The sequence below is a fragment of the Corallincola spongiicola genome (assembly GCF_004284785.1).
Classification (GTDB): Bacteria; Pseudomonadota; Gammaproteobacteria; order Enterobacterales; family Neiellaceae; genus Corallincola; species Corallincola holothuriorum.
Genome location: NZ_SHLY01000002.1, coordinates 891,406 through 911,232, shown reverse-complemented (window position 1 = coordinate 911,232; position 19,827 = coordinate 891,406). Strand labels below are relative to the sequence as shown.

Genomic DNA, 19,827 nt, shown 5'->3' with positions numbered 1-19,827 from the left:
CGCATGCTTTTTTAAACAGAATGAATTAACGGTTGGAGCTTCTACCGTTAATTGCTTAAACTGGCCTCAATCTCAAGCTATTGCAGAGTGTTTGTATCTTATGAGTCCGATCCACGATTATGGTCGTAGCTTTCCTTTAGGCCCCACAATTATTGATGGCGGTGTAAATTTCAGCCTCTACAGCAAAAACGCCACAGCCGTTGAGTTGCTGCTTTTCAAATCAGCTGAAGACGCCACGCCAAAAGTCATGACGCTCAAGCCAAGTGTCAATCGCACGGGTGACTACTGGCACATATTTGTCAAAGGGTTGGGCGAAGGTCAGCTCTATGGCTATCGCGTTTACGGCCCGTATGATCCAGCAAGAGGCCTGCGTTTTGATCCACAGAAAGTCCTGTTAGACCCATACGCTCAAGCTGTCGCCATGGGCGATAACTATAGCCGGAAGGCGGCCATGGTTCCCGGCGACAATGTCGGCCAGTGCATGAAAGGGGTTGTGGTAGAGCACCGCGGATATGATTGGGAAGATACTGGTCCACTGAATCGGCCATTGGCCGAAACAGTCATCTACGAGATGCATGTCAAAGGCTTCACTGCTAATCCGAACTCAGGCGTTAGCGCTGACAAACGCGGCACCTATGCCGGTGTAATTGAAAAAATTCCCTACCTGAAAAGCCTGGGTGTCACCGCTGTTGAACTGTTACCCGTTCAACAATTTGATCCAGAAGATTGTCCAGAAGGCGTTTCCAACTACTGGGGCTATGCGCCAATCAACTTTTTCTCTCCCCATTCACAGTACAGCTCCGACAAATCACCCACGGGGGCATTTCGTGAGTTCCGCGATATGGTCAAAGAGCTGCATAAAGCAGGGATTGAAGTCTATTTGGACGTGGTGTTTAACCATACCGCTGAAGGCGACAGCAATGGCCCAACCCTTAGTTACAAAGGGCTAGGTAGTACAACCTACTACATCCACGGTGATGACAAACGCGACTTCCACAACTACTCAGGTTGCGGCAATACGATCAATGCCCACAACTCAGTGGTGCGCCGGATGATCCGTGACTGTCTCAAGTTCTGGGTGCAAACCATGCACATTGACGGTTTCCGTTTCGATTTAGCCTCCGTAATGTCTCGTGGTCAAAAAGGCGAAGTGCTGAAAGATCCACCGGTACTCTGGTCAATTGATACCGACCCTGTGCTTTCTGGTACCAAGATCATTGCCGAAGCATGGGACGCTGCAGGTTTATACCAGGTGGGCAGCTTTATTGGTGGCCGCTGGCAAGAGTGGAACGGCAAATATCGGGATCATGTGCGTAGTTTCTTGCGCGGCGAAAAGGGCTACGTCAGCCGCTTTGCCGACCGCCTAATCGGTAGTCCTGATCTCTATTACGATCAGCACCGCAGTCCGCACCGCTCGATTAACTTTGTCACCGCCCATGATGGTTTCACTCTCAATGACATGGTCAGTTATAACGAAAAGCATAACGAAGCCAACAATGAGGGCAATCGTGATGGTGACAATCACAATCGCAGTTGGAACTGTGGTGTAGAAGGCCCCACCGATGATCCTGAGGTGTTGGCGTTGCGTGAACGTCAACGCAAGAATTTCATGACTGTGTTGCTGGCTTCGCTGGGTACACCGATGCTCACCATGGGCGATGAAATTGGCCGTACTCAGCACGGTAACAACAATGCCTACTGCCAGGACAATGAGCTGAGCTGGTTTGATTGGGATCTGGTGGAAAAGAATGCCTCTCTGTTGCGCTTCACACAGAAGATGCTGCGCTGGCGTCAGCAGGATCCAGCGATGGATCAGCAGCGCCACTACACCTTGGCAGACGTGTTAGATAGCACCAAGATCCAGTGGCATGGTGTTCATCCGCAATCGCCAGATTGGTCGGAGAATTCCAATTCATTAGCCATGACCATTCGTGATCCCAACACCGGTGAGCTAGTGTATATGGCGATTAACGCTTGGCATCAGGAACTGGAGTTTGAACTGCCGGATCCTGAATATGGACGCTGGCATCGTATTGTTGATACCAGTCAACCGTCGCCCTATGACATCATTGAAGACCCTGAATGCGCAGAAGCGGTAACTTACCGTATCTATCGCGTTAAAGGACGCTCAGTGGTTATGTTGGCAGCCTACGAAGATTAGGCTAAGCGAAAGGGCCTCTTGCCGCTTCAATGAGTAAAACGACAAGGCCCGCTAGCGGGCCTTTTTGATAATGTGGTAACCATGGACAACAGTGACACTTTAGACACCATTGAAATAAAGCCCGTGGTCAACCGCTATGGTTTGACCCTCTCCCTGCTCGGAGGGGTCAGCGCCTTGTTAAGTTTAGTGGTGATATTTCTGCTGACCTCGATCCCGAAACTACCGTTCTATGTCATGCTGGGAGGCTCAGTTTTTACCCTGCTGTTAGGGCTGTTAAAACAGTTAGAACCCAAGGTAAGTTTGCGCTTGTGCCCCAACTATCTGCAGTTTTATCACCGGCACGGTCAATGGACGCTAGCGTGGCAAGATATTCAGCGAATAGATATCCCAACCCTTGGTTTAGAGGACAATTATCAACCCCTGAGCTATGTTGGTATCAGACTCACCAGTCAGCATCGCCTACTGAGTAACATCTCACTGCGACTGGCTAGCCGGATCTTGCTGGAACAACGTCCAGTCCTGATGCAAGCGATTAAAAACGAATGTGCTGATGGCACCTGCCCTAGTGAATTGCTGTTCGAAGGTGATCAGTTTACCGATGATCAAGGCACTCACTACACCGGCCTACTCGCCATGTTAGGACAACGGATGCAACGTTTAAGGGAGATGCTGGGATATGATATTTATTTGCCAGAAAACTCACTGGACAGACCCGCCGAAGAGTTCATTGTTTTACTGCGTAAATATCACTCGCAAGTTCAACAGCTGGATGCTTAAATAGGCGATGAAACACCAGCTTAAAACTATAAGAAACAAAGACTCAGGGAGAAACCCAATGTACAAGAAGACATTACTATCATGTGTCGCTGGCGCTCTTATCGCTACCGGCGGTATTGCCGTAGCAAAAGAGAGCCCCTATGCTGACCCAGAGCCAGCGATCGAATATCGCCAGAAATCATTCTCTTTAATTGCCGCTAATTTTGGTGATCTCGTGGCAATGCTAAAAGGTAAAAAAGAGTATGACGCAGCGGTCGCACAGCGTCGTGCTGATGCCGTCGCCGCCCTGTCACATTTGCCATTAGAAGCATTTGCCGTCAAAGGCAGCAACGAGGGTGATACCAAAGCTAAGCCCGCGATTTGGAGCAGCTGGAGTGACTTTGAAGAGAAGATGGCCGCTCTGCAGAGTGCAAGCACCGAACTAGCGAAAGTCGCCGGTAGTGGCGACATGGATGCCTTCAAAACAGCGATCGCCGCCACAAGTAAAACCTGTAAAGGTTGTCACGACGACTACAAAAACAAGTAGTGTTCCTCTCGTCGTTGTTAAAAAAGCCGCTGAAAGCGGCTTTTTACATATAAATCCGAGCATAGTCGTTATTGCCTACTAATTTGCGGATTCTATTATCGCCTTTATCGGTGATACCAAGGCGCTAGCGAACAGCTTGTGTTGCTCCGCACGCCAATGTATTCCCTCTTTTGGGCAGCTATGAATGACGCTGGCAGCATCAAAAAAACCGCAATTCAGCTCAGCTGCTTTGGCCTTAAACCGCTGGCCAAACTCTGCCGACTTTAACTCGCCATCACGAAACATATCGGCGAAATATCCAACTTCACGGATTGGCGGCGGTGCAATTAATAAAAGTTTTGGCGATATCGGTTTAACCCAACTTTGAAATGTCAGGATCTCATTGCCAAGCCTGCCTACCCCTTCGGCCACATCAAAAGCAGACAAGCCTAAGCGATGCTTAAGGTCATTTGTCCCCAGCAGCAAAACCACTAAATCCGGCAGGTGGGACTCCAAACAGGGGCGCAGATAGCGCAGGCCATTTTTTTCGCCCTCCACCGGATCATCATGCACCGTGGTTCTGCCGGGTTGCCCCTCTTCAATGACCTCAAAGTCAGCAGGTAGCAGACCACGCAATCGTCCCGGCCAGCGTTCAGAGGCAGCAAAGCGTCGGTCTTTTCCGGGCACGGCACCCCATGTATTTGAATCACCGTAACAGAGAATGGTGGGCATCAGTTAACTATCCATTAGCAAGGAATGAGGTAAGAGGCAGAGCACACACTCAAGATCACCAGGGTATACTGGGTTGCCACCAGTAATACAGCACACCACCCCCGATCAACAGCACCAACCACCACAACCAGCTAGCACGGAAAGTGACTTCAGGCTCACCGTTGCGCAGACGTACGCCGCTGAACATGGCGGAAATAAGACGATGACCTTTAACTTCATAAACAATGACAGCCAACAGGTGCAGAGCAACGGCCGCCAATAACAAATTGAAGTTCACCTCATGCCACCACCCCATAAAGCTTGCCACATCATCGCTGACTAAACTGTACAGTGGTCCCTCGGTAAAGATATCGTCGCTGGTAAATAGTCCAGACCCAAACTGCAACCCCATCAGCAGGAGCAGTAACATCACCATCCAGCCACCAGCAGGGTTATGGCCTAACTGCGTATGCGGCGAGCCGCGAAGATAACCCCAAGCGGCTATCGGTGAACGCAAAAATTGACTAAAACGTGCAGTATCACTACCGATGAACCCCCAAACAATGCGGCTAGTCCAGAGGGTGATCAGACAATAAGCCAACCAGAGATGCCAATCCATTTCGCCGAACTCAGCGGTCGCCCACATCGCTACAAATAGACCCGCTTGGCACCAGTGAAACAAACGCACAGGAAGATCCCATACGCGTATGCTGGCTTGCTTGACATCGAGGTTCTCAGCCATGGGTACAGACCCTGATTTTTCAACTATTGGAATAAGCAATTTAGCAGAAGTGGACGACCCATCACAAACTGTCAGGGAACTTTACGATGCGGAAAAAAACGTGACCGAAATCAATTCCAATGGAACTCTGACCGCGATAGTCTGTCTATGCAATAAGTGATAACAGTGACAAGAGGAGAATGCCTATGCGCATCGAAATCACCGCTAAACACATTGAAATCACCGAAGCTCTTCGCGAGCGTATTGAATCTCGGTTTGATAAGTTAGAACGTCTCGACATTTCTCTCATTAATCCCCATGTCATCCTCTCGCAAGAGAAAAAACTGCATCAAATTGAAGCCTCCATTACCGTGCCAAACGACAAAATCTTTGCCAAGGCAGAGCATGAAGATATGTACGCGGCCATTAATTTGCTGGGACAGCGCCTGGAGCGCCAACTGAATCGCTACCAACATAAGCCTTCCGCCCACCGTGGCAGCCGCAGTGGCAAAGATCAGTGTCGCCAAGGATTGATCGCCGGAGAGCCACTTGTTGAAGAAGCGCTCTATGACGAGCCCTATTTTGAAGAATCAGTAGACGACGTCGAAAACGCTGCATAAGCATGATGTCAAGCAAATGAGCGGGGATAATCCCCGCTCTTCTGTATCGTCGCCTTGACACATCCCACGATCCACCATAGATTGAGCATCATGAAGATCCAAACGCTGTTTTTCTTTCTTTTTGCCTTTACCACCGGTTCACCGGGGGGCGATTTCGTCGTGTAAAGACACAAAGAAAGACGAATTGATAAGCCTCCCCATTGTGGGAGGTTTTTTTTTACCAAATTTCAGGAGCCACTAGGATGGATAAGCCGCTTTCACTGGATGATATCCGCAAAGAGATCACAGAGCTGGACACGACAGTTTTAAAACTGTTGTCGCGTCGACGTGAACTGTCCTTGGATGTCGCCCGCAGCAAAATTGAAGCGACCCGCCCGGTGCGAGACCAGACCCGAGAAGAAGCTTTGTTAGTCACGCTGATAAAACAGGGGCGCGAGCTTGATCTGGATGCCCATTATGTCACCCAGATTTATCACACCATCATCGAAGACTCAGTGCTAACGCAGCAGGCAATGTTGCAGCAGTTGGCCAATCCAGAAAACCGTAAACCAGTTTACCGTGTGGCCTTCCTTGGTGACAAAGGCTCCTATAGCTACCTGGCAATGCGCAAATACTTCTCCCGCACCTGTGATGATTTGGTAGAACGGGGCTGCACTAGCTTCAGTCAGATCATCAATGAAGTGGAATCAGGCACAGCCGACTACGCCATGTTGCCCATTGAAAACACCTCCTCAGGCGGTATCACTCAAGTTTACGACGTCCTGCAACACACCACCTGCTCCATCGTTGGTGAGATGACATTGCCAGTCGAACATTGCTTGTTAACGGCTGTGCCCTCCTCTGAGAGCCAAATCAATACCATCTACGCCCATTTTCAACCGGCACAACAGTGTAGTGAATATCTGGATTCGTTAACCGGTATTAAAATTGAGTCTTGTGATGCATCCTCCGCTGCATTTCTGAAAGTCAGTGAACTTAAAGATCCTCATGTGGCAGCGATTGGCAGTGCCGATGGTGGTGAGCTGTATGGCTTAACTCCAATCAAAACCGGACTGGCCAACCAAAAAGAAAATTTCAGCCGTTTTATCGTCATCGCGCGCAAACCGGTACAGGTGGCAGAGCAGATCCCAGCAAAAACCACGCTGATCATGTCGGTGGAACAAAAGCCGGGCTCCTTGGTTGAAGCCCTGTTAGTGATGCGTGAGCACGGACTCAATATGTGCAAGCTGGAATCACGCCCTATCCAAGGCAACCCATGGGAAGAGCTATTTTACATTGATGTAGAGGGCAACCTGCAAAGCAGTCATATGCAGAGTGCCTTGGAAGCCCTGACCCGGATCACCCGTTACCTGAAAGTATTAGGCTGTTATCCGTCGGAAGAGGTCAGTCCCACCCATGTGCCGCTAGATAAGCTGCCATTACCCAATAATACCGCCACATCAGCGAGCAAAACCGAAAGCGCGGCGGCTTCTGCTCATTCATTGGTTGCCAGAAATGGCCACCCTGACACTGAAATACGGGTACGTCACACCGTCATCGGTAGTGATCAGTTCATCACTATCGCAGGTCCTGGCATCATTGAATCACAGGAGCAGTTAAATGCCTGTGCGCAACAAGCCAAAGAATGTGGGGCAGCCATTTTGCGCGGGGCGCTCTATCCGCCACAAATCAACCAAGATGGCAATCTTCCTAACGAACAGCAGAGCCTGCAGTACCTGCGCGAAGCTGGCCTGCGCTTTGACCTACCATTCATCACTGAAGTACACCACCCTGAGCAAGTCACGGAAACGGCGCGCCAAGCAGATCTGCTGCAGATCGGTGCTCGTAACATGCAGAATATTGAGTTGTTGCAAGAAGTGGGTCGCACCCATCGCCCGATCATTCTGAAACGTGGATTGATGGCCAGCTTAGATGAGCTGTTGCAAGCCGCAGAAGTGATCATGGCGCAAGGAAACCGGCAAGTGATCCTATGTGAACGCGGTATCCGCACCTTTGAAGGCGCCAGTCGACAAACCCTTGATCTGGGCGCCATCCCCGCCTTGAAAAGCATGACTCATCTGCCAGTGATCGTCGACCCCACGCATGCTATCAGCCATATCAATCAGCTAGCACCGCTGGTATATGCGGCAAAAGCGGCAGGTGCCAACGGCATTATTCTCGATATTCACCCGCAACCAGCAGCAGCACTGTCTGACGGTGAAACTTTAGACTTTGATGGCTTTGCCGAGATCATGAGCGAACTGCGTCAACGCTAACGTTGCCAGATAGAGCGAGCCTTCGTCGATGTCGAATGCTCGCTCTAGATAGCATCACCAAACCAAGGAAGCAGGGGTAATGGAAAACACCAAAAAAGGGATCTACAAAGCAACTCTGCTTGTTCTGCTCGCTATCATCATAATCGGCCTGTTAATTCCAAGCCAAATGACGATCCCGGTCAAGGGCGCATCAAGCAATGATTGGCATCCCGATACATTTTGGTATGAACCCTGGGGCAGCTCAGGCGTCCATAAAGGTATCGACATTTTTGCCAGCAAAGGGACACCCGTTATCGCAGCGACTAGCGGCCTTGTGCTTTATTCCGGCGAATGGCAAAAAGGCGGACATGTGGTGGTAGTACTCGGCCCCAAATGGCGGATCCACTATTACGCTCACTTAGCTTCGCGCAGTGTCAGTAGCGCCAGCTGGATATCCAAGCAGGAACAACTGGGGACGCTCGGCGATACCGGAAATGCAGCAGGCAAGCCTCCTCATCTACATTACTCTCTGGTGACTTTACTGCCCTACTTGTGGCGCTATAGCACCCAAACCCAAGGCTGGAAGCAGCTTTTCTACCTCGATCCTAACGCCTATTTATCCAATCGCTGAACCAGCGACCTGCACAAACTCCTCATTTTGCCAACGCAAAGCTCCTCATTGGGAGTCAGCTCGCAATTCGGTTGCTTCATCAGCAGCACCTCTACCGACTGCTAATATTAAAGTCAGCAGCTAATCAGCAGCGCCTGATTGATTAGGTTTTGCTTTAGATTTTTATCACAGATAACAGCTAATCAATGGAGTGCTGCTTTGGATAGAAAGGTAGTCGTTTTGAATACACCAAACATCCCCGCTGACGAAAAAAAGCGGTTGGCAGCGTTAAAGCTGGCAACGATCGATGAACTAACGGGAACCGGTAATCGCCTGGGATTTATCTTCTTGGCTCAGCACATGCTCAATCTGTGTGCGCGTCAGGGAGCACCAGCCACACTGGTTTGTTTTGAACTGAATAACCTCAATGGCGTAGAAGGAGCCCCTCAGAACCTTCACACCTTGAAACTGTTTGCAGAACAGATGCGAAAAACGTTTCGTGTCAGCGACATGACTGCGCGAATGTCCAGCAATCAGTTCGTTGTGCTACTAACCAATACCCCCCTAGCCCATGCAGAGTTGGTATTGGAAAAGTTCCATGAACATATCGCGGCAATACCCGACAAAGCAGATATGAATAGGCTGAGTTTTTCCGCCGGTATTGCTGGTTTCTTTCCAAACCGTTCTACCGAGATCGAAGATCTGATCACGGAAGCAACTGCACAGATTTATCCCCATCATCTACATATGGAGCAACGGGCCTAAATCTCACCGGCTAATTGAAGTGCGGTGACGCACCATGAGCAGACAAACAAATACCAAAAAGCGCCGACCACGGCGCTTTTTTATTGCTGCTATCGCTTAGCATAAGCTAACGGATAGCTAACGACAGACACAATGATAGCTGTCCAGTAAAATGGTTGAATGCACCAAAGTCGTCACTGCTCAGTGGCCGCTCTGTTTCAGCCCTATCACTGTACACCACCCCCAAACACTTACCATTCACGGCCAATGGCGCAACGAAGAATGCTGAGTCTTCACACAAACCCCGTAGCGCTGGCGTAACCTTCTGCCGCCATTGTTCACTCTCAGGCTTGTCCACCCAAAATGGCAATTGCTGATTGTATGCATCGTCAAATACCGTCGCCAACGACGTTAGCGGAAAGACAAAACCAGTTTCAATGCGCCCGGCATTGGCACAGGAAACAAATCGCGGGGTCAACTTATCCTTTTTCTGGTTCACCATCAGCACGATCACTCTATCCATGCCAACGCCGCGATGCAGGCCCTCTATCGCTGTGTTCACCAGTAAATTGAGATCCGCGCGTTCCATCGATAACTGCGTCAGTTCCCGAAGCATTTTCAACTGCATCACTTCGTCAGACAGATGGTGAGGCGCTTCATCACTCGAAAAACGATTAACGTCAGCTTCTGGATCGAGAAATTCGGTCAACGACTCCGCCCCATAGGACACCGCCAACTCAACCGAATCCTGGGTGCATTTCTTAATCCGCCGCTTTAAACCTGGAATGGGAACTCCAACCAATTCAGCCATCTCAGATAGACACATCTGCACATCTATCTTGGCATTGGGGTCAGTCAGCGCTTGGCTGTAATTTGAAGCAAGTTCGATGGCACGCATCTCTGGCGTGCGGCGATTAGGATCTTCGATCGACCGCACCAACATATCCCCCATATTCCAGGAACGGGCTAAGCCAGCACTGATCTTGTCGAAGGTGGTTCCGAGTATCTCCTGCGATATCTTTTCCCGAGGTGCTCGGCCATTGGTCAAAGCCTCATCTAATCGCTCAGTGACACCGCCTCCCATTGACCAAAATGCTATCTCTCCCAACTCATGCAGTAGCGCCGCGATATAGACCTCTTCCTGAGTATCTTCATCATGCTCGCCAACCAATACCCGCGCCAGCATCGCTGCGTGAAATGACTTTGCCATCAAACGCAGTAAGCGTTTATGCACCGGCTTACTGATATCCCGGTTACGCAGCATGCTGTCGATCATCTTGGCAGTAATACAGATATGTTTAAGGGTGTTGTACCCCAAGATCACGGCGGCCCGGCTCACCGTAGTGACACGGTTGCGCCCAACACCATAACTGACACTATTCACCACCCGCAGGATACGTGAAGTTAAGCCTTGGTCATGGAGTACCGATTGCCCCAAACTGGCAAGCGAGGCGGTATCATTGCTCGCCATTTTCTCCAGATTTCGCACGGTAGCTGCCAAAGCTGGCAACTCGTGCTCACTGATTTTTTCAACCCAAGCTTCCGTGCCTTGTAATTCATGCTTACTCATATCACGTTGGCACTTCTATATTACGCCTACTATTAAGCTTAGGCGTTTTGTTACTTTTCATTAAACAAGCAGAAACAAAACTGCAACCCTACTAGCAGCATGACCTACAAATCTGCAGTGCGCAAAGCCTAGGCGTCGCCGCGTGATCCAAGTTATGACGTTTTTCGCAAATCAGATAAGACAAGCGCTACCAAGATCACACTTTTATTGGTAAATTATTCAGCAATCAATCTTGTAAACGGAGCTGCGAGCGGTGGCCATGAAGGCGAATAACAGCCTCAAATCACACCAAGTCACTTGCCAAGACCAGCCCTTATACCCACACAGATAAAGAGAATTCAGATGCAAACACACTTTTTTGCACGTATCGCGCTGGCGTTCAAAGTCATTTTCAGCCGCCGCTTCACCAACACCTTAGTCGCCTCATCGGCTGCCGAGAGCGAAACAGCACCAGCAGTAGAGCCAGCAGTCACGCTCACCAGTAGCAACAGTGATGGTGCCCTACAGATGCTTGCTCTGCTCCAAAAAGAGGGGCGACTGCTCGATTTTATTCAGGAAGATGTCACCAGCTTCAGCGATGAGCAGGTGGGTGCCGCTGCCCGCGTCGTCCATCAGGGTTTAAAGAAAGCGATCAGCGAACACGTCACTTTAGCGCCAATCACCAGCAGCCTTGAAGGTAACCCAATAACCGTGCCTGAGGGCTTTGATCCACAAGCCTATCGCCTCACGGGTAATGTCAGTGGCAGTGCGCCATTCCATGGCACCTTGTTACACAAGGGCTGGAAAGCAAACGCTATCAATCTGCCGCAAACCATCGAAGGCTACGACTTTAACGTGCTGGCAGCCGCAGAGGTGGAGCTATGAGTGAAGCGCAATTTACCGTAGGGATCGACCTGGGCACGACCCATTGTGTGATGGCTTTTGCAACCATCAGCGACGATGGCGAACCACAGCCACAGCAGTTATTTACTATTCCCCAATTAGTCGGTCCAGGCCAAATTGAAGAACGCAATGCGCTGCCCTCATTCGCCTACCTGCCCCACGAGTCAGAGCTGCCGCCATCACAGCGCCAGCTGCCATGGGGAGAGTTTCCCTATGTTGCCGGTCAACTGGCGAGAGAACTGGGAGCAAAGACACCGACCCGCCTAGTCAGCAGCGCTAAAAGCTGGCTCGGTCATGGTGAAGTGGACCGCCGCTCAGGGTTGCTACCGTTGCAAGCCCCGGAAGATGTTAGCAAGTTATCGCCCTATGAAGTCAGCAAGCACTATCTGCAGCATCTGACCCGCGCCTGGGATCAGCGCCACCCCGATGCGCCCTTAGCCAAGCAGCAGCTCACGATCACAGTACCGGCCTCCTTCGACCCCTCGGCACGGGAACTGACCGCCTTAGCGGCACAAGAGGTCGGCCTGCATCAAGCCACACTGCTGGAAGAGCCACAAGCCGCGCTGTATAGCTGGATCTCAGGTAGCCATGGTGACTGGCGCAATCAGGTGTCTACCGGTGATGTCATTCTGGTGATCGATTTAGGCGGTGGCACCACGGATTTGTCACTGATTGCCGTCACTGAAGAGGATGGCGCACTGGCATTGAATCGCATCGCCGTCGGTGACCACCTGCTATTGGGTGGTGACAACATGGATCTGGCGCTGGCTCATACCGTTCGCCAAAAACTGGCACAACAAGGGACGCAACTGCAACCCTGGCAACTGCTGGCGCTTTCCCATGGATGTCGCCAAGCCAAAGAGACACTGTTCTCACAACCTGAACTCACTGAAGTGCCAATTGTGGTTCCCAGCCGTGGCTCCAGCCTGATTGGCGGCAGTTTACGCACCGAGCTCAGTCGTGCCGAAGTGGATGCAGTATTAGTCGAAGGCTTCTTCCCACGTACCGACATAGAAACCCCTGTGGTACATCGTGCGCGCGGGGCACTGACCAAACTAAACCTGCCTTACGCGCAAGATCCTGCAGTCACTCGTCACTTGGCTGCCTTTTTAAGTAAACAACGTCACGCCACCGATGAACTAAGCGATGTTCAGTTGCCGGCTGGGGCACGTTTTCTTCACCCCACTGCGGTACTGTTTAATGGTGGTGTCGTCAAAGCCTCACCACTCACCAACCGTATTGTTGAGGTGCTGAATCAGTGGCTGACTGATGATGGCGCGGCACCAGTAAAAGTGCTGGCAGGTAACGATCCCGATCAAGCGGTAGCCCACGGTGCAGCCTATTACGGCTCGGTTCGCAGTGGCAACGGTGTGCGCATTCGAGGCGGTATTGCTTCCGCCTATTATGTCGGCATCGAGAGTGCCATGCCTGCGGTACCCGGCATGGAAGCGCCGATTGAAGCCTTTTGTATCGCACCTTTTGGCATGGAAGAGGGCACTGAAGCCAGCTTACCAACCCAAGAGTTTGGTCTGGTTGTTGGCCAGCCGGTACGCTTCCGTTTCTTTAGCTCAACCGTGCGCCGCGACGACCAACCTGGCCATATTCTTGATTTCTGGAATGAAGGTGAGCTGGAAGAACTGCCCGCCATTGAAGCACTACTCCCCGCCGAAGGAAGAACTCCCGGCGATGTGGTTCCCGTGCTACTACAAGCCAGTATCAATGCCCTTGGTACGCTGGAGCTTGCCGCTATGCCGATCGATGGCAGCGAGCATTGGCAAGTTGAATTTGATACCCGTGGTGAATCCGCTTGAACTTAAATTATGAGGGTAACCACCCTCTACCAGCTAATTCATGACGACATCAAACACCGAGTCAGCGCGCTATGTGATAGGTATCGATCTCGGTACCAGCAACATCGTGCTGGCCTATGCCAAGCTCGGCCGTTCGGCGAAGCCGTCAGCTGCGGCCTCCGCATTTCAGGTATGGCCGATCCCGCAATGGCTGGATAAAGGCCAATGGGGTACAGCCCTTACCTTGCCAGCGCTGCGATATCATCCTGGTGCCGAAGTGTCCGCTGCACAGCAACAGCTACCCTGGCCCAGCAGTCAGCTACAGCAACAGTTGCCGAATGCCTTACTTGGGCACTGGGCACAACAGTTGGGTAGTGCGATGCCCGGTCGGTTGGTGCAAAGCGCGAAAAGCTGGCTTTGCCAGCAGACAGCCGAGACAGCATTGCCATGGCGCGCCGAAGCACATGTCGCAACGGTCTCACCGCTGCAGGCCACTGCGAGTTACCTCGATTATCTGCGTTGTGCCTGGGATCATCAGTTTGCCGATGCACCAATGGCACAACAGCAGTTACAGATAACCGTCCCAGCGTCTTTCGATGATCACGCCCGCGCCCTAACACAAGAAGCGGCAGCTCTGGCAGGTCTAAATCAACCGGTACTGTTAGAAGAGCCGATTGCAGCCACCTATGATTGGCTATTGCGCGAAGCAGACAGCGATACACTCGCAGATCGTGAACAAATGTTAGTGTGTGATATTGGCGGAGGCACCAGTGACTTTACGCTAATAAATATCAAGCCATCTGCAGAGCAAAAGCGTCCGCAGTTGGAGCGTGTGGCCGTTGGCGAACATCTGATGCTCGGCGGCGACAACGTTGACTTGGCGCTCGCAGTACAAGCGCAGCGCAAGCTTAACACGAGTGATAAAGCTGCTCGCCCCGATTTTAAACAGCTACAGCAACTGAGTCAGCAAAGTCGGCAAGCAAAAGAAACACTGCTGGCCACAGATCCGCCAGACGAATTCAAGATCAACCTGTTAGGCAGCGGCAGTGCCTTGATTGGCGGCACCCAGCAAACCCGTTTAACCGCTAAAGAAGTGGAACAGCTGGCACTGGATGGCTTCTTTCCCTTAGTCGACAGTACTGCCTACCCACAGCAACGCAAAGGTGCTTTAGTACAAACAGGGTTGCCCTATCCTGCTGACGCAGCGATCACCCGCCACCTGGCAGCTTTTCTTGCGCCGCACATCAAACAGACCGGGATCACACCAGACACCCTGTTGCTCAATGGCAGCCCGTTTCATAGCCCACAGCTACGCCAGCGTTTAATCGCACAGCTACAACAGTGGTCAGAACGGCCAATTACTCTGCTGGAGAATCCCGCACCGGATCTGGCAGTTGCCCGCGGCGCGGCTTACTACGGCTGGTTAAGACAACAAAAACAGCAACTGATCCGCAGCGACAGCGCCCGCAGTTACTTCGCCATTGTCGACAGCCAAAGTGGTAAACAGGCTTTTTGTATTCTGCCCAAAGGTAGCGCAACAGATCATAGCCAGACTCTTAGCACACCGGATTTCACCCTCATGTGCGGTGAGCCGGTGCAATTTGAGATCGCCAGTGACCACGGTGCCACACGCTATCAACTCGGCCAACGCATTGCTGACAGCCACCAACTGCACCACCTCCCCAAACTCACCACTGAGCTAGCGGGTAGCGGCATGGTGAACGTCAGACTTAGCACCCGACTGACCGAGCTGGGACAGCTGGCTGTCGCTTGTCAGGCGATTGATGAGCCCACGCAACAGTGGCCGATCAGTTTTAACCTCCGCGCCCATGAACAGGCAGACATAGCCCCAGCTTGTCAAAGCACACCAACGGCCGCATTCAAGCTTATTCATCAAGTATTCGGTAGCAGCAAAGCTGTACTCAATGTCTCTGAGCTACGCAATCAGCTGGAGAAACAGCTGGGAAAACGCGACAACTGGAGTGCTGATACCGCTAGGCATTTGGCCGATCAATTACTGGAAACTGCCGGTAAGCGCCGCCGTAGCCTAAAACATGAGCGGATCTGGTTTAATCTGTCAGGGTACTGCCTGCGCCCCGGCAGCGGTATGCCCAATGACAATCAGCGGATCTCACAGCTGTGGCAGCTATATACTAGCGGCTTGCAGTATCAACAAGAAAATCAAGGCTGGCGCGAATGGTGGGTGCTTTGGCGTCGCGTTGTTGCCGGTCTAAATGACGAACAGCAAGCCACATTACTTGATGATATCGGCATGGTATTGGTGCCGGGATATGCCCGCAGCGCAGGTAATAAGCCACGCCAACAAGCAGGTATCGAAGAGCGGATTCGCTTAATCGGCGCGCTAGAGCGGATCCCGGTGGAAGTCAAAACGGAAGTGGGCAATCTGCTATTGGATAAATTGCAAAAGCAGGATGAATTAGCAGCTTCCTCCTGGGCGTTGGCCAGAATCGGCGCCCGCCGACTTGCCTATGCCACGCCAGAATTTCGGATCACTGCTGACGTTGTCAGTGAATGGTTGCAAACCCTACTCACTCTGGATTGGAAGCAACACCCACAACTCTGCTTTCCAGCGGTTACTATGGCTCAGCCTACCGACAGCGCATTGGCAGTGAATGACGACTTACGCCGCCAAGTGAGCGATAAACTGCGGCGCGGCCGCCGCAACGAGGGCTGGTTACGCTGGTTGTCCGACGACGCAGATCAAGCCGGTGACCAGCAACAGATCTGGGGAGACAACCTACCGACGGGCCTGCGGCTGGCAGAAGATTGAGCGGCAATACCAAAGCTGCATCGGCGACATGGTGAAGCCATCAAAATCAGCAATTTCGGCTCACAATTCACATTCCCGAAACAATAGCCTTTGCAGCAAAAATAAGCTGTCGTTAAATAGCCTCCTTTATCCTATAGCGAAAAGTCTTGCCTATATGCTTAACGGATCAAAGTCTCGGCATCACACCCTCGGCAAGCATTCACCCGCTCGGTCGACAATACAAAAGGACTGAAGATGTATTGTGTCAATGTAGAGTCCCTCTATTGGGGAGATAAAAATGCGCTTGAGGATCTGCCTCCGGTCGAAATCAGTTTTGACACCCAGCAGGTCTCCGTAGAACAGATAATAAGCCGCGCTGTCACCGCTCAAGTCAACGCGCTGCAGCAAACCAACCACGAACAACGCCAACGTTTTCAACGCCAGTATCTCTCTACCGATGAGATAGAGCAGCAAGCCAGAGATGGCCGCATTAGTATGCACAACTGCCATCTGCCGCCGCTGGATCTGGCTACTTGCATTGGTGACGCCATCAGCGGGTTTGGCAAGGGCCACTTTTTTATCGCTGTCAATGGCACCCGACCAGTCGCTCTGAATGATCAAATCATTCTTATGCCCAACAGCAAAGTGCAATTTGTGCGATTAATGCCCTTAGTAGGAGGTTAGTAAATGGAAGACTCAACTCAGTTAGACGCACTCGCGCTAAAACTTGGCCAATGGGGGTTGCATTGGCTGCCCGCTCACCCCCTGTTTGGTAACAGCTTGGACCTGCGTACTCGCCGGTTAAAAAAAGAAGATCCGGATCGCCTGCCTGAACTATTTAAAGACGCAGCAGAAGCGATCACAGCAGAATTTGGCAAACAAGCTCTGATGGCCACCGCAGCCTTCTACTGCACCCCTAAAAGCCGCGGCTTGCCTCTTATTTATTCAAGAGATAAGCAAGAAGAGAGCCGGGTTCACAGCCACTTGCTTACCATCTGCGAAGGCCTGCTGGTACTCAAAGGTGATACCCACAGCAACGCCATACTGATGACACGACTAAAAGGGCAGCTTACCCGTTCCCTGCCAATAGAAAATTGTGAAGCATTGTTAGGCGGGATGTTCAACCATTTCAGTTTTGGGCGGGAAGCCGAATATGGCTACCTGAAACCCACAACCACTCAACTCTGTGAAATGCTAGCCGAATGCTGGGATCCGGCAACTGATAGCGCAAACGCTGAGGCCTTATTGAATTCAGAATGGAACAGCGAATTCGAGTGGATCGATAATTATGATGAGAAAGAGCAACTTTGCAGCTATCAAATCCACGATTATGCACTGCAACCTCTGATCCTGAAATCGGTTTACGACGCCATCGCAAAAGATGCGTTTAGCTATGAGGCCTATTGCCAGTTGGCTGATCTGGATAGCTATCTGGTCATGGATGATGACTTCATGTACCACAACGACGACGGCAAACTATCGCAACCACTCTCTGCTGCGCAGGCGGCTCTTTACGGGTATATGCAACAATGGACATGGCAGCGTTATCAGGCGTTGGATCTACCCGTTGAGATGGCTCTGGGCAGTAACGACGACGCCTATCGATATCGTGAAAAGCAGCTCAGATCTCTCACACACTGCTCGGACTTCAATCTTCCCGGTGCTCGCTGGCTGGTGCAAACCTGCGAACATATCGAACGGTTAGGATTGGGAGCGAAACAGGTCAATGCCGACAGCTATGATAAGCTATCTAGGCTGTTGTATAACTTTGCCCGCTTCCGCTGTTTTGAGGCCGATGAAAATGTCGAACAACTCGCTGTTCAGCTAAAAAAATTCAAACCTGCAACCTTATGGTTACTCTTGCCATTCGCAGGCAAAACACAGAAGGCGATACTCAATGTACTGGAAGCAGAATCGCTAATCCCGCTGATTGAATTTATCGCTCTTCTGGTCAGAGATACTCCCTATAACTCGGAGCCACAGATCCACACCTTTGATAATTCCGAGAGTGAAACCTGCGGCGTGGTTGACCTGCACGCTTTCCATGCTGCGGTCAAGGATCTGCCAGCCAAACTTATCACCACCTATTTCAAATCACTGAAAGGGTCAAAACTCGGCTATACCCGCGCCATCTATCTTTGCGAAGCCATTCTAGGGAACAACCAAAAAGTCCTAGAAAAGAGCATCGACAAACATAATCAGATCGCAGTAAAGGCGCTCGGCTTACTTCCCATCAACACCGACCAGGACGCGGTAAAGCGTTACACCACCCTGCGTCAGGTCTGGAAAGAGTGCAGCAAATATGGTGCTGAACGTCAGGCAAATACTCGAGCAGCAGTCACTGTAGGCCTGAAAAACCTGGCACAAACGGCCGGCTATCCAGATGTTGCCCGCTTAGAGTGGGATATGGAGTCAAAGCTCAGCGAAGCAAACGCCCAGCTGCTGTCCGAGCAGAGCATCGGGGACTGGACCGTGAAAGTCGATATTATCGGACTGAAAAGCAACCTGCAGGTGCACAAGGACGGGAAACAACTGAAAAGTGTCCCCGCAGGTTTACGCAAATTTGCCGAATACACTGCACTACGGGAGCAAATGAAAGAGCTTGATGATCAAGCCCGTCGATTTAAGCAGGCTCTTGAAAACATGATGTGTATGGGCGAAATCCTCAGCCCGGAAACGCTGAGCAAACTCGCTCAGATTGCCTCCGTCAACTGTTTGCTTGCCAACCTGGTAGGCATTGACAATGACGGACAGCTTGGTCTGATCAACGCCACGGAAGCGACACTGACAAGCCTTAATGGCAAACTTCCGATCCAGGGAGATCTGCGCATTGCCCACGTAGAAGATCTGTACAAAACCAAGCTGCTTAGCGAGTGGCAGCGCGCCTTGGTGGAGATAGGGCGAGTACAGCCGTTCAAACAACTATTCCGTGAACTCTATGTACCGACCCCGGCAGAACTAGATTCATCACCGAAAAGCCACCGTTACAGTGGCAGAACAATTAGCACTTCCGTGGGCTACCGACTGTTACAGAGTCGCGGCTGGAACGCGTTTGGCGGCGAAGGTGACTGCGTCTGCCGTAAGTTATTTGCTTCGGCGGGGATCCATGCTTACTGGTCATTCCCGGAAGTACACCACTTCTTCAGTGAAGACGAGGTACAAGTTGCCGATGTAATTGAATTTTTCAATGCGGACGGGGCGATGGCGATCGCCGATGTGCCCTCTAGGCTGTTCTCCGAAGTGATGCGGGATGCTGACCTGGTGGCGTCAGTGGCTGTGGTCGATGACGACGGCGCCTATTGGTCAGCAGAACTAAGCGCGTCGCGGATCGATGTCGTTCGCGAGGTGATGGCCAAATTAGGCTTCGACAACCTCTCTTTTGACGGCCATTTTGTCTACGTTCAGGGCAAGCGGGCGAAATATCGCATCCACTTGGGCAGTGGCAATATCCACATCATGCCCGGCGCCTACCTCTGTATCGTGCCGCAAAGTGATCGCAAGGCAAAGCCTATCTATCTGCCATTTGCTGAAAGTGATCGTAAAGCCACAGAGGTGATCTCTAAAGCGATTCTGCTATCTGACGATGACAGAATCAGCGACGACACCATTACGCAACAGATAGACGCAGCAGTGAAAGCTTAACGGAGCGGAGGAAAAATCTCATCGCTGGAGATATCGGCGATAGAGTGACATTAGCAGGACCATGCAAGCTCTTGACGGCATTCTTGCCGT

The 19,827-nt window shown here is 51.4% G+C and carries 15 protein-coding genes and 1 other annotated feature; of the genes, 12 read left to right on the top strand and 3 right to left on the bottom strand.

What is annotated here, in order from left to right; translation table 11 throughout:
• The first annotated feature begins 100 nt into the window (after positions 1 to 100).
• From glgX to EXY25_RS09690, 3 genes are all read left to right on the top strand, one after another.
• Positions 101 to 2,161, top strand: a complete 2,061-nt coding sequence (gene glgX / locus EXY25_RS09700; RefSeq protein WP_130566579.1) for a glycogen debranching protein GlgX — start codon at positions 101 to 103, stop codon at positions 2,159 to 2,161.
• 81 nt (positions 2,162 to 2,242) lie between these two features.
• Entirely contained in the window at positions 2,243 to 2,938 is a 696-nt protein-coding gene (locus tag EXY25_RS09695) for a DUF2982 domain-containing protein (RefSeq protein ID WP_114338775.1), read from the top strand.
• A gap of 58 nt (positions 2,939 to 2,996) precedes the next feature.
• Entirely contained in the window at positions 2,997 to 3,464 is a 468-nt protein-coding gene (locus EXY25_RS09690; RefSeq protein ID WP_130566578.1) for a c-type cytochrome, read from the top strand.
• 78 nt (positions 3,465 to 3,542) lie between these two features.
• On the opposite strand, the gene EXY25_RS09685 is transcribed toward EXY25_RS09690, so the two are convergent.
• Together EXY25_RS09685 and EXY25_RS09680 are read right to left on the bottom strand one after the other, a co-directional pair.
• Positions 3,543 to 4,175, bottom strand: coding sequence for an SGNH/GDSL hydrolase family protein (locus EXY25_RS09685; RefSeq protein ID WP_114338777.1), 633 nt, complete (start codon positions 4,173 to 4,175; stop codon positions 3,543 to 3,545).
• Between the two features lie 55 nt (positions 4,176 to 4,230).
• Positions 4,231 to 4,896, bottom strand: coding sequence for a cytochrome b/b6 domain-containing protein (locus tag EXY25_RS09680; RefSeq protein ID WP_130566577.1), 666 nt, complete (start codon positions 4,894 to 4,896; stop codon positions 4,231 to 4,233).
• Between the two features lie 185 nt (positions 4,897 to 5,081).
• On the opposite strand from EXY25_RS09680, the gene hpf reads away from it, so the two are divergent.
• The 4 genes from hpf to EXY25_RS09660 all read left to right on the top strand — a co-directional run bounded on the left by hpf (position 5,082) and on the right by EXY25_RS09660 (position 9,104).
• The gene (gene hpf, locus EXY25_RS09675) at positions 5,082 to 5,495 is read left to right on the top strand and encodes a ribosome hibernation-promoting factor, HPF/YfiA family (protein WP_114338779.1); all 414 of its coding nucleotides are present in this window, start codon (positions 5,082 to 5,084) and stop codon (positions 5,493 to 5,495) included.
• A 92-nt stretch (positions 5,496 to 5,587) separates the two neighbouring features.
• Positions 5,588 to 5,714, top strand: a sequence feature (Phe leader region).
• Positions 5,715 to 5,737: 23 nt separating this feature from the next.
• On the top strand, positions 5,738 to 7,750 hold the full coding sequence (aroF, locus tag EXY25_RS09670) for a 3-deoxy-7-phosphoheptulonate synthase (protein WP_114338780.1): 2,013 nt from the start codon (positions 5,738 to 5,740) through the stop codon (positions 7,748 to 7,750).
• Between the two features lie 79 nt (positions 7,751 to 7,829).
• Entirely contained in the window at positions 7,830 to 8,360 is a 531-nt protein-coding gene (locus EXY25_RS09665; RefSeq protein WP_130566576.1) for a M23 family metallopeptidase, read from the top strand.
• A gap of 198 nt (positions 8,361 to 8,558) precedes the next feature.
• A complete protein-coding gene (locus tag EXY25_RS09660; RefSeq protein WP_165419314.1) occupies positions 8,559 to 9,104 on the top strand; it encodes a GGDEF domain-containing protein in 546 nt (181 codons plus the stop codon).
• A 106-nt stretch (positions 9,105 to 9,210) separates the two neighbouring features.
• Here the strand turns inward: EXY25_RS09660 and EXY25_RS09655 are convergent, their stop codons facing one another.
• Positions 9,211 to 10,653 carry an HDOD domain-containing protein gene (locus EXY25_RS09655; protein WP_114338783.1) on the bottom strand — a complete coding sequence of 481 codons (1,443 nt, stop codon included), beginning with the start codon at positions 10,651 to 10,653 and terminating at the stop codon, positions 9,211 to 9,213.
• Positions 10,654 to 10,995: 342 nt separating this feature from the next.
• Between EXY25_RS09655 and EXY25_RS09650 the strand changes: the two genes are divergently transcribed.
• The 5 genes from EXY25_RS09650 to EXY25_RS09630 all read left to right on the top strand — a co-directional run bounded on the left by EXY25_RS09650 (position 10,996) and on the right by EXY25_RS09630 (position 19,737).
• Positions 10,996 to 11,517 carry a DUF2760 domain-containing protein gene (locus tag EXY25_RS09650; RefSeq protein WP_130566574.1) on the top strand — a complete coding sequence of 174 codons (522 nt, stop codon included), beginning with the start codon at positions 10,996 to 10,998 and terminating at the stop codon, positions 11,515 to 11,517.
• Positions 11,514 to 13,346, top strand: a complete 1,833-nt coding sequence (locus tag EXY25_RS09645) for an Hsp70 family protein (RefSeq protein ID WP_130566573.1) — start codon at positions 11,514 to 11,516, stop codon at positions 13,344 to 13,346. The genes EXY25_RS09650 and EXY25_RS09645 overlap by 4 nt, the downstream gene beginning before the upstream one ends.
• Before the next feature lie 40 nt (positions 13,347 to 13,386).
• Positions 13,387 to 16,116 (top strand): hsp70 family protein, encoded by a 2,730-nt coding sequence (locus EXY25_RS09640; protein WP_130566572.1) that lies wholly within the window; start codon positions 13,387 to 13,389, stop codon positions 16,114 to 16,116.
• 234 nt (positions 16,117 to 16,350) lie between these two features.
• Positions 16,351 to 16,779, top strand: a complete 429-nt coding sequence (locus tag EXY25_RS09635; protein WP_130566571.1) for a hypothetical protein — start codon at positions 16,351 to 16,353, stop codon at positions 16,777 to 16,779.
• Between the two features lie 3 nt (positions 16,780 to 16,782).
• Entirely contained in the window at positions 16,783 to 19,737 is a 2,955-nt protein-coding gene (locus EXY25_RS09630) for a DUF4132 domain-containing protein (RefSeq protein WP_130566570.1), read from the top strand.
• The last annotated feature ends 90 nt before the right edge of the window (positions 19,738 to 19,827 follow it).

Bases quoted from the DNA above. Each gene is read 5' to 3' on its own strand.
- glgX (WP_130566579.1), top strand. From the start codon at position 101: ATGAGTCCGATCCACGATTATGGTCGTAGCTTTCCTTTAGGCCCCACA.
- EXY25_RS09695 (WP_114338775.1), top strand. From the start codon at position 2,243: ATGGACAACAGTGACACTTTAGACACCATTGAAATAAAGCCCGTGGTC.
- EXY25_RS09690 (WP_130566578.1), top strand. From the start codon at position 2,997: ATGTACAAGAAGACATTACTATCATGTGTCGCTGGCGCTCTTATCGCT.
- EXY25_RS09685 (WP_114338777.1), bottom strand. From the start codon at position 4,175: ATGCCCACCATTCTCTGTTACGGTGATTCAAATACATGGGGTGCCGTG.
- EXY25_RS09680 (WP_130566577.1), bottom strand. From the start codon at position 4,896: ATGGCTGAGAACCTCGATGTCAAGCAAGCCAGCATACGCGTATGGGAT.
- hpf (WP_114338779.1), top strand. From the start codon at position 5,082: ATGCGCATCGAAATCACCGCTAAACACATTGAAATCACCGAAGCTCTT.
- aroF (WP_114338780.1), top strand. From the start codon at position 5,738: ATGGATAAGCCGCTTTCACTGGATGATATCCGCAAAGAGATCACAGAG.
- EXY25_RS09665 (WP_130566576.1), top strand. From the start codon at position 7,830: ATGGAAAACACCAAAAAAGGGATCTACAAAGCAACTCTGCTTGTTCTG.
- EXY25_RS09655 (WP_114338783.1), bottom strand. From the start codon at position 10,653: ATGAGTAAGCATGAATTACAAGGCACGGAAGCTTGGGTTGAAAAAATC.
- EXY25_RS09650 (WP_130566574.1), top strand. From the start codon at position 10,996: ATGCAAACACACTTTTTTGCACGTATCGCGCTGGCGTTCAAAGTCATT.
- EXY25_RS09645 (WP_130566573.1), top strand. From the start codon at position 11,514: ATGAGTGAAGCGCAATTTACCGTAGGGATCGACCTGGGCACGACCCAT.
- EXY25_RS09640 (WP_130566572.1), top strand. From the start codon at position 13,387: ATGACGACATCAAACACCGAGTCAGCGCGCTATGTGATAGGTATCGAT.
- EXY25_RS09635 (WP_130566571.1), top strand. From the start codon at position 16,351: ATGTATTGTGTCAATGTAGAGTCCCTCTATTGGGGAGATAAAAATGCG.
- EXY25_RS09630 (WP_130566570.1), top strand. From the start codon at position 16,783: ATGGAAGACTCAACTCAGTTAGACGCACTCGCGCTAAAACTTGGCCAA.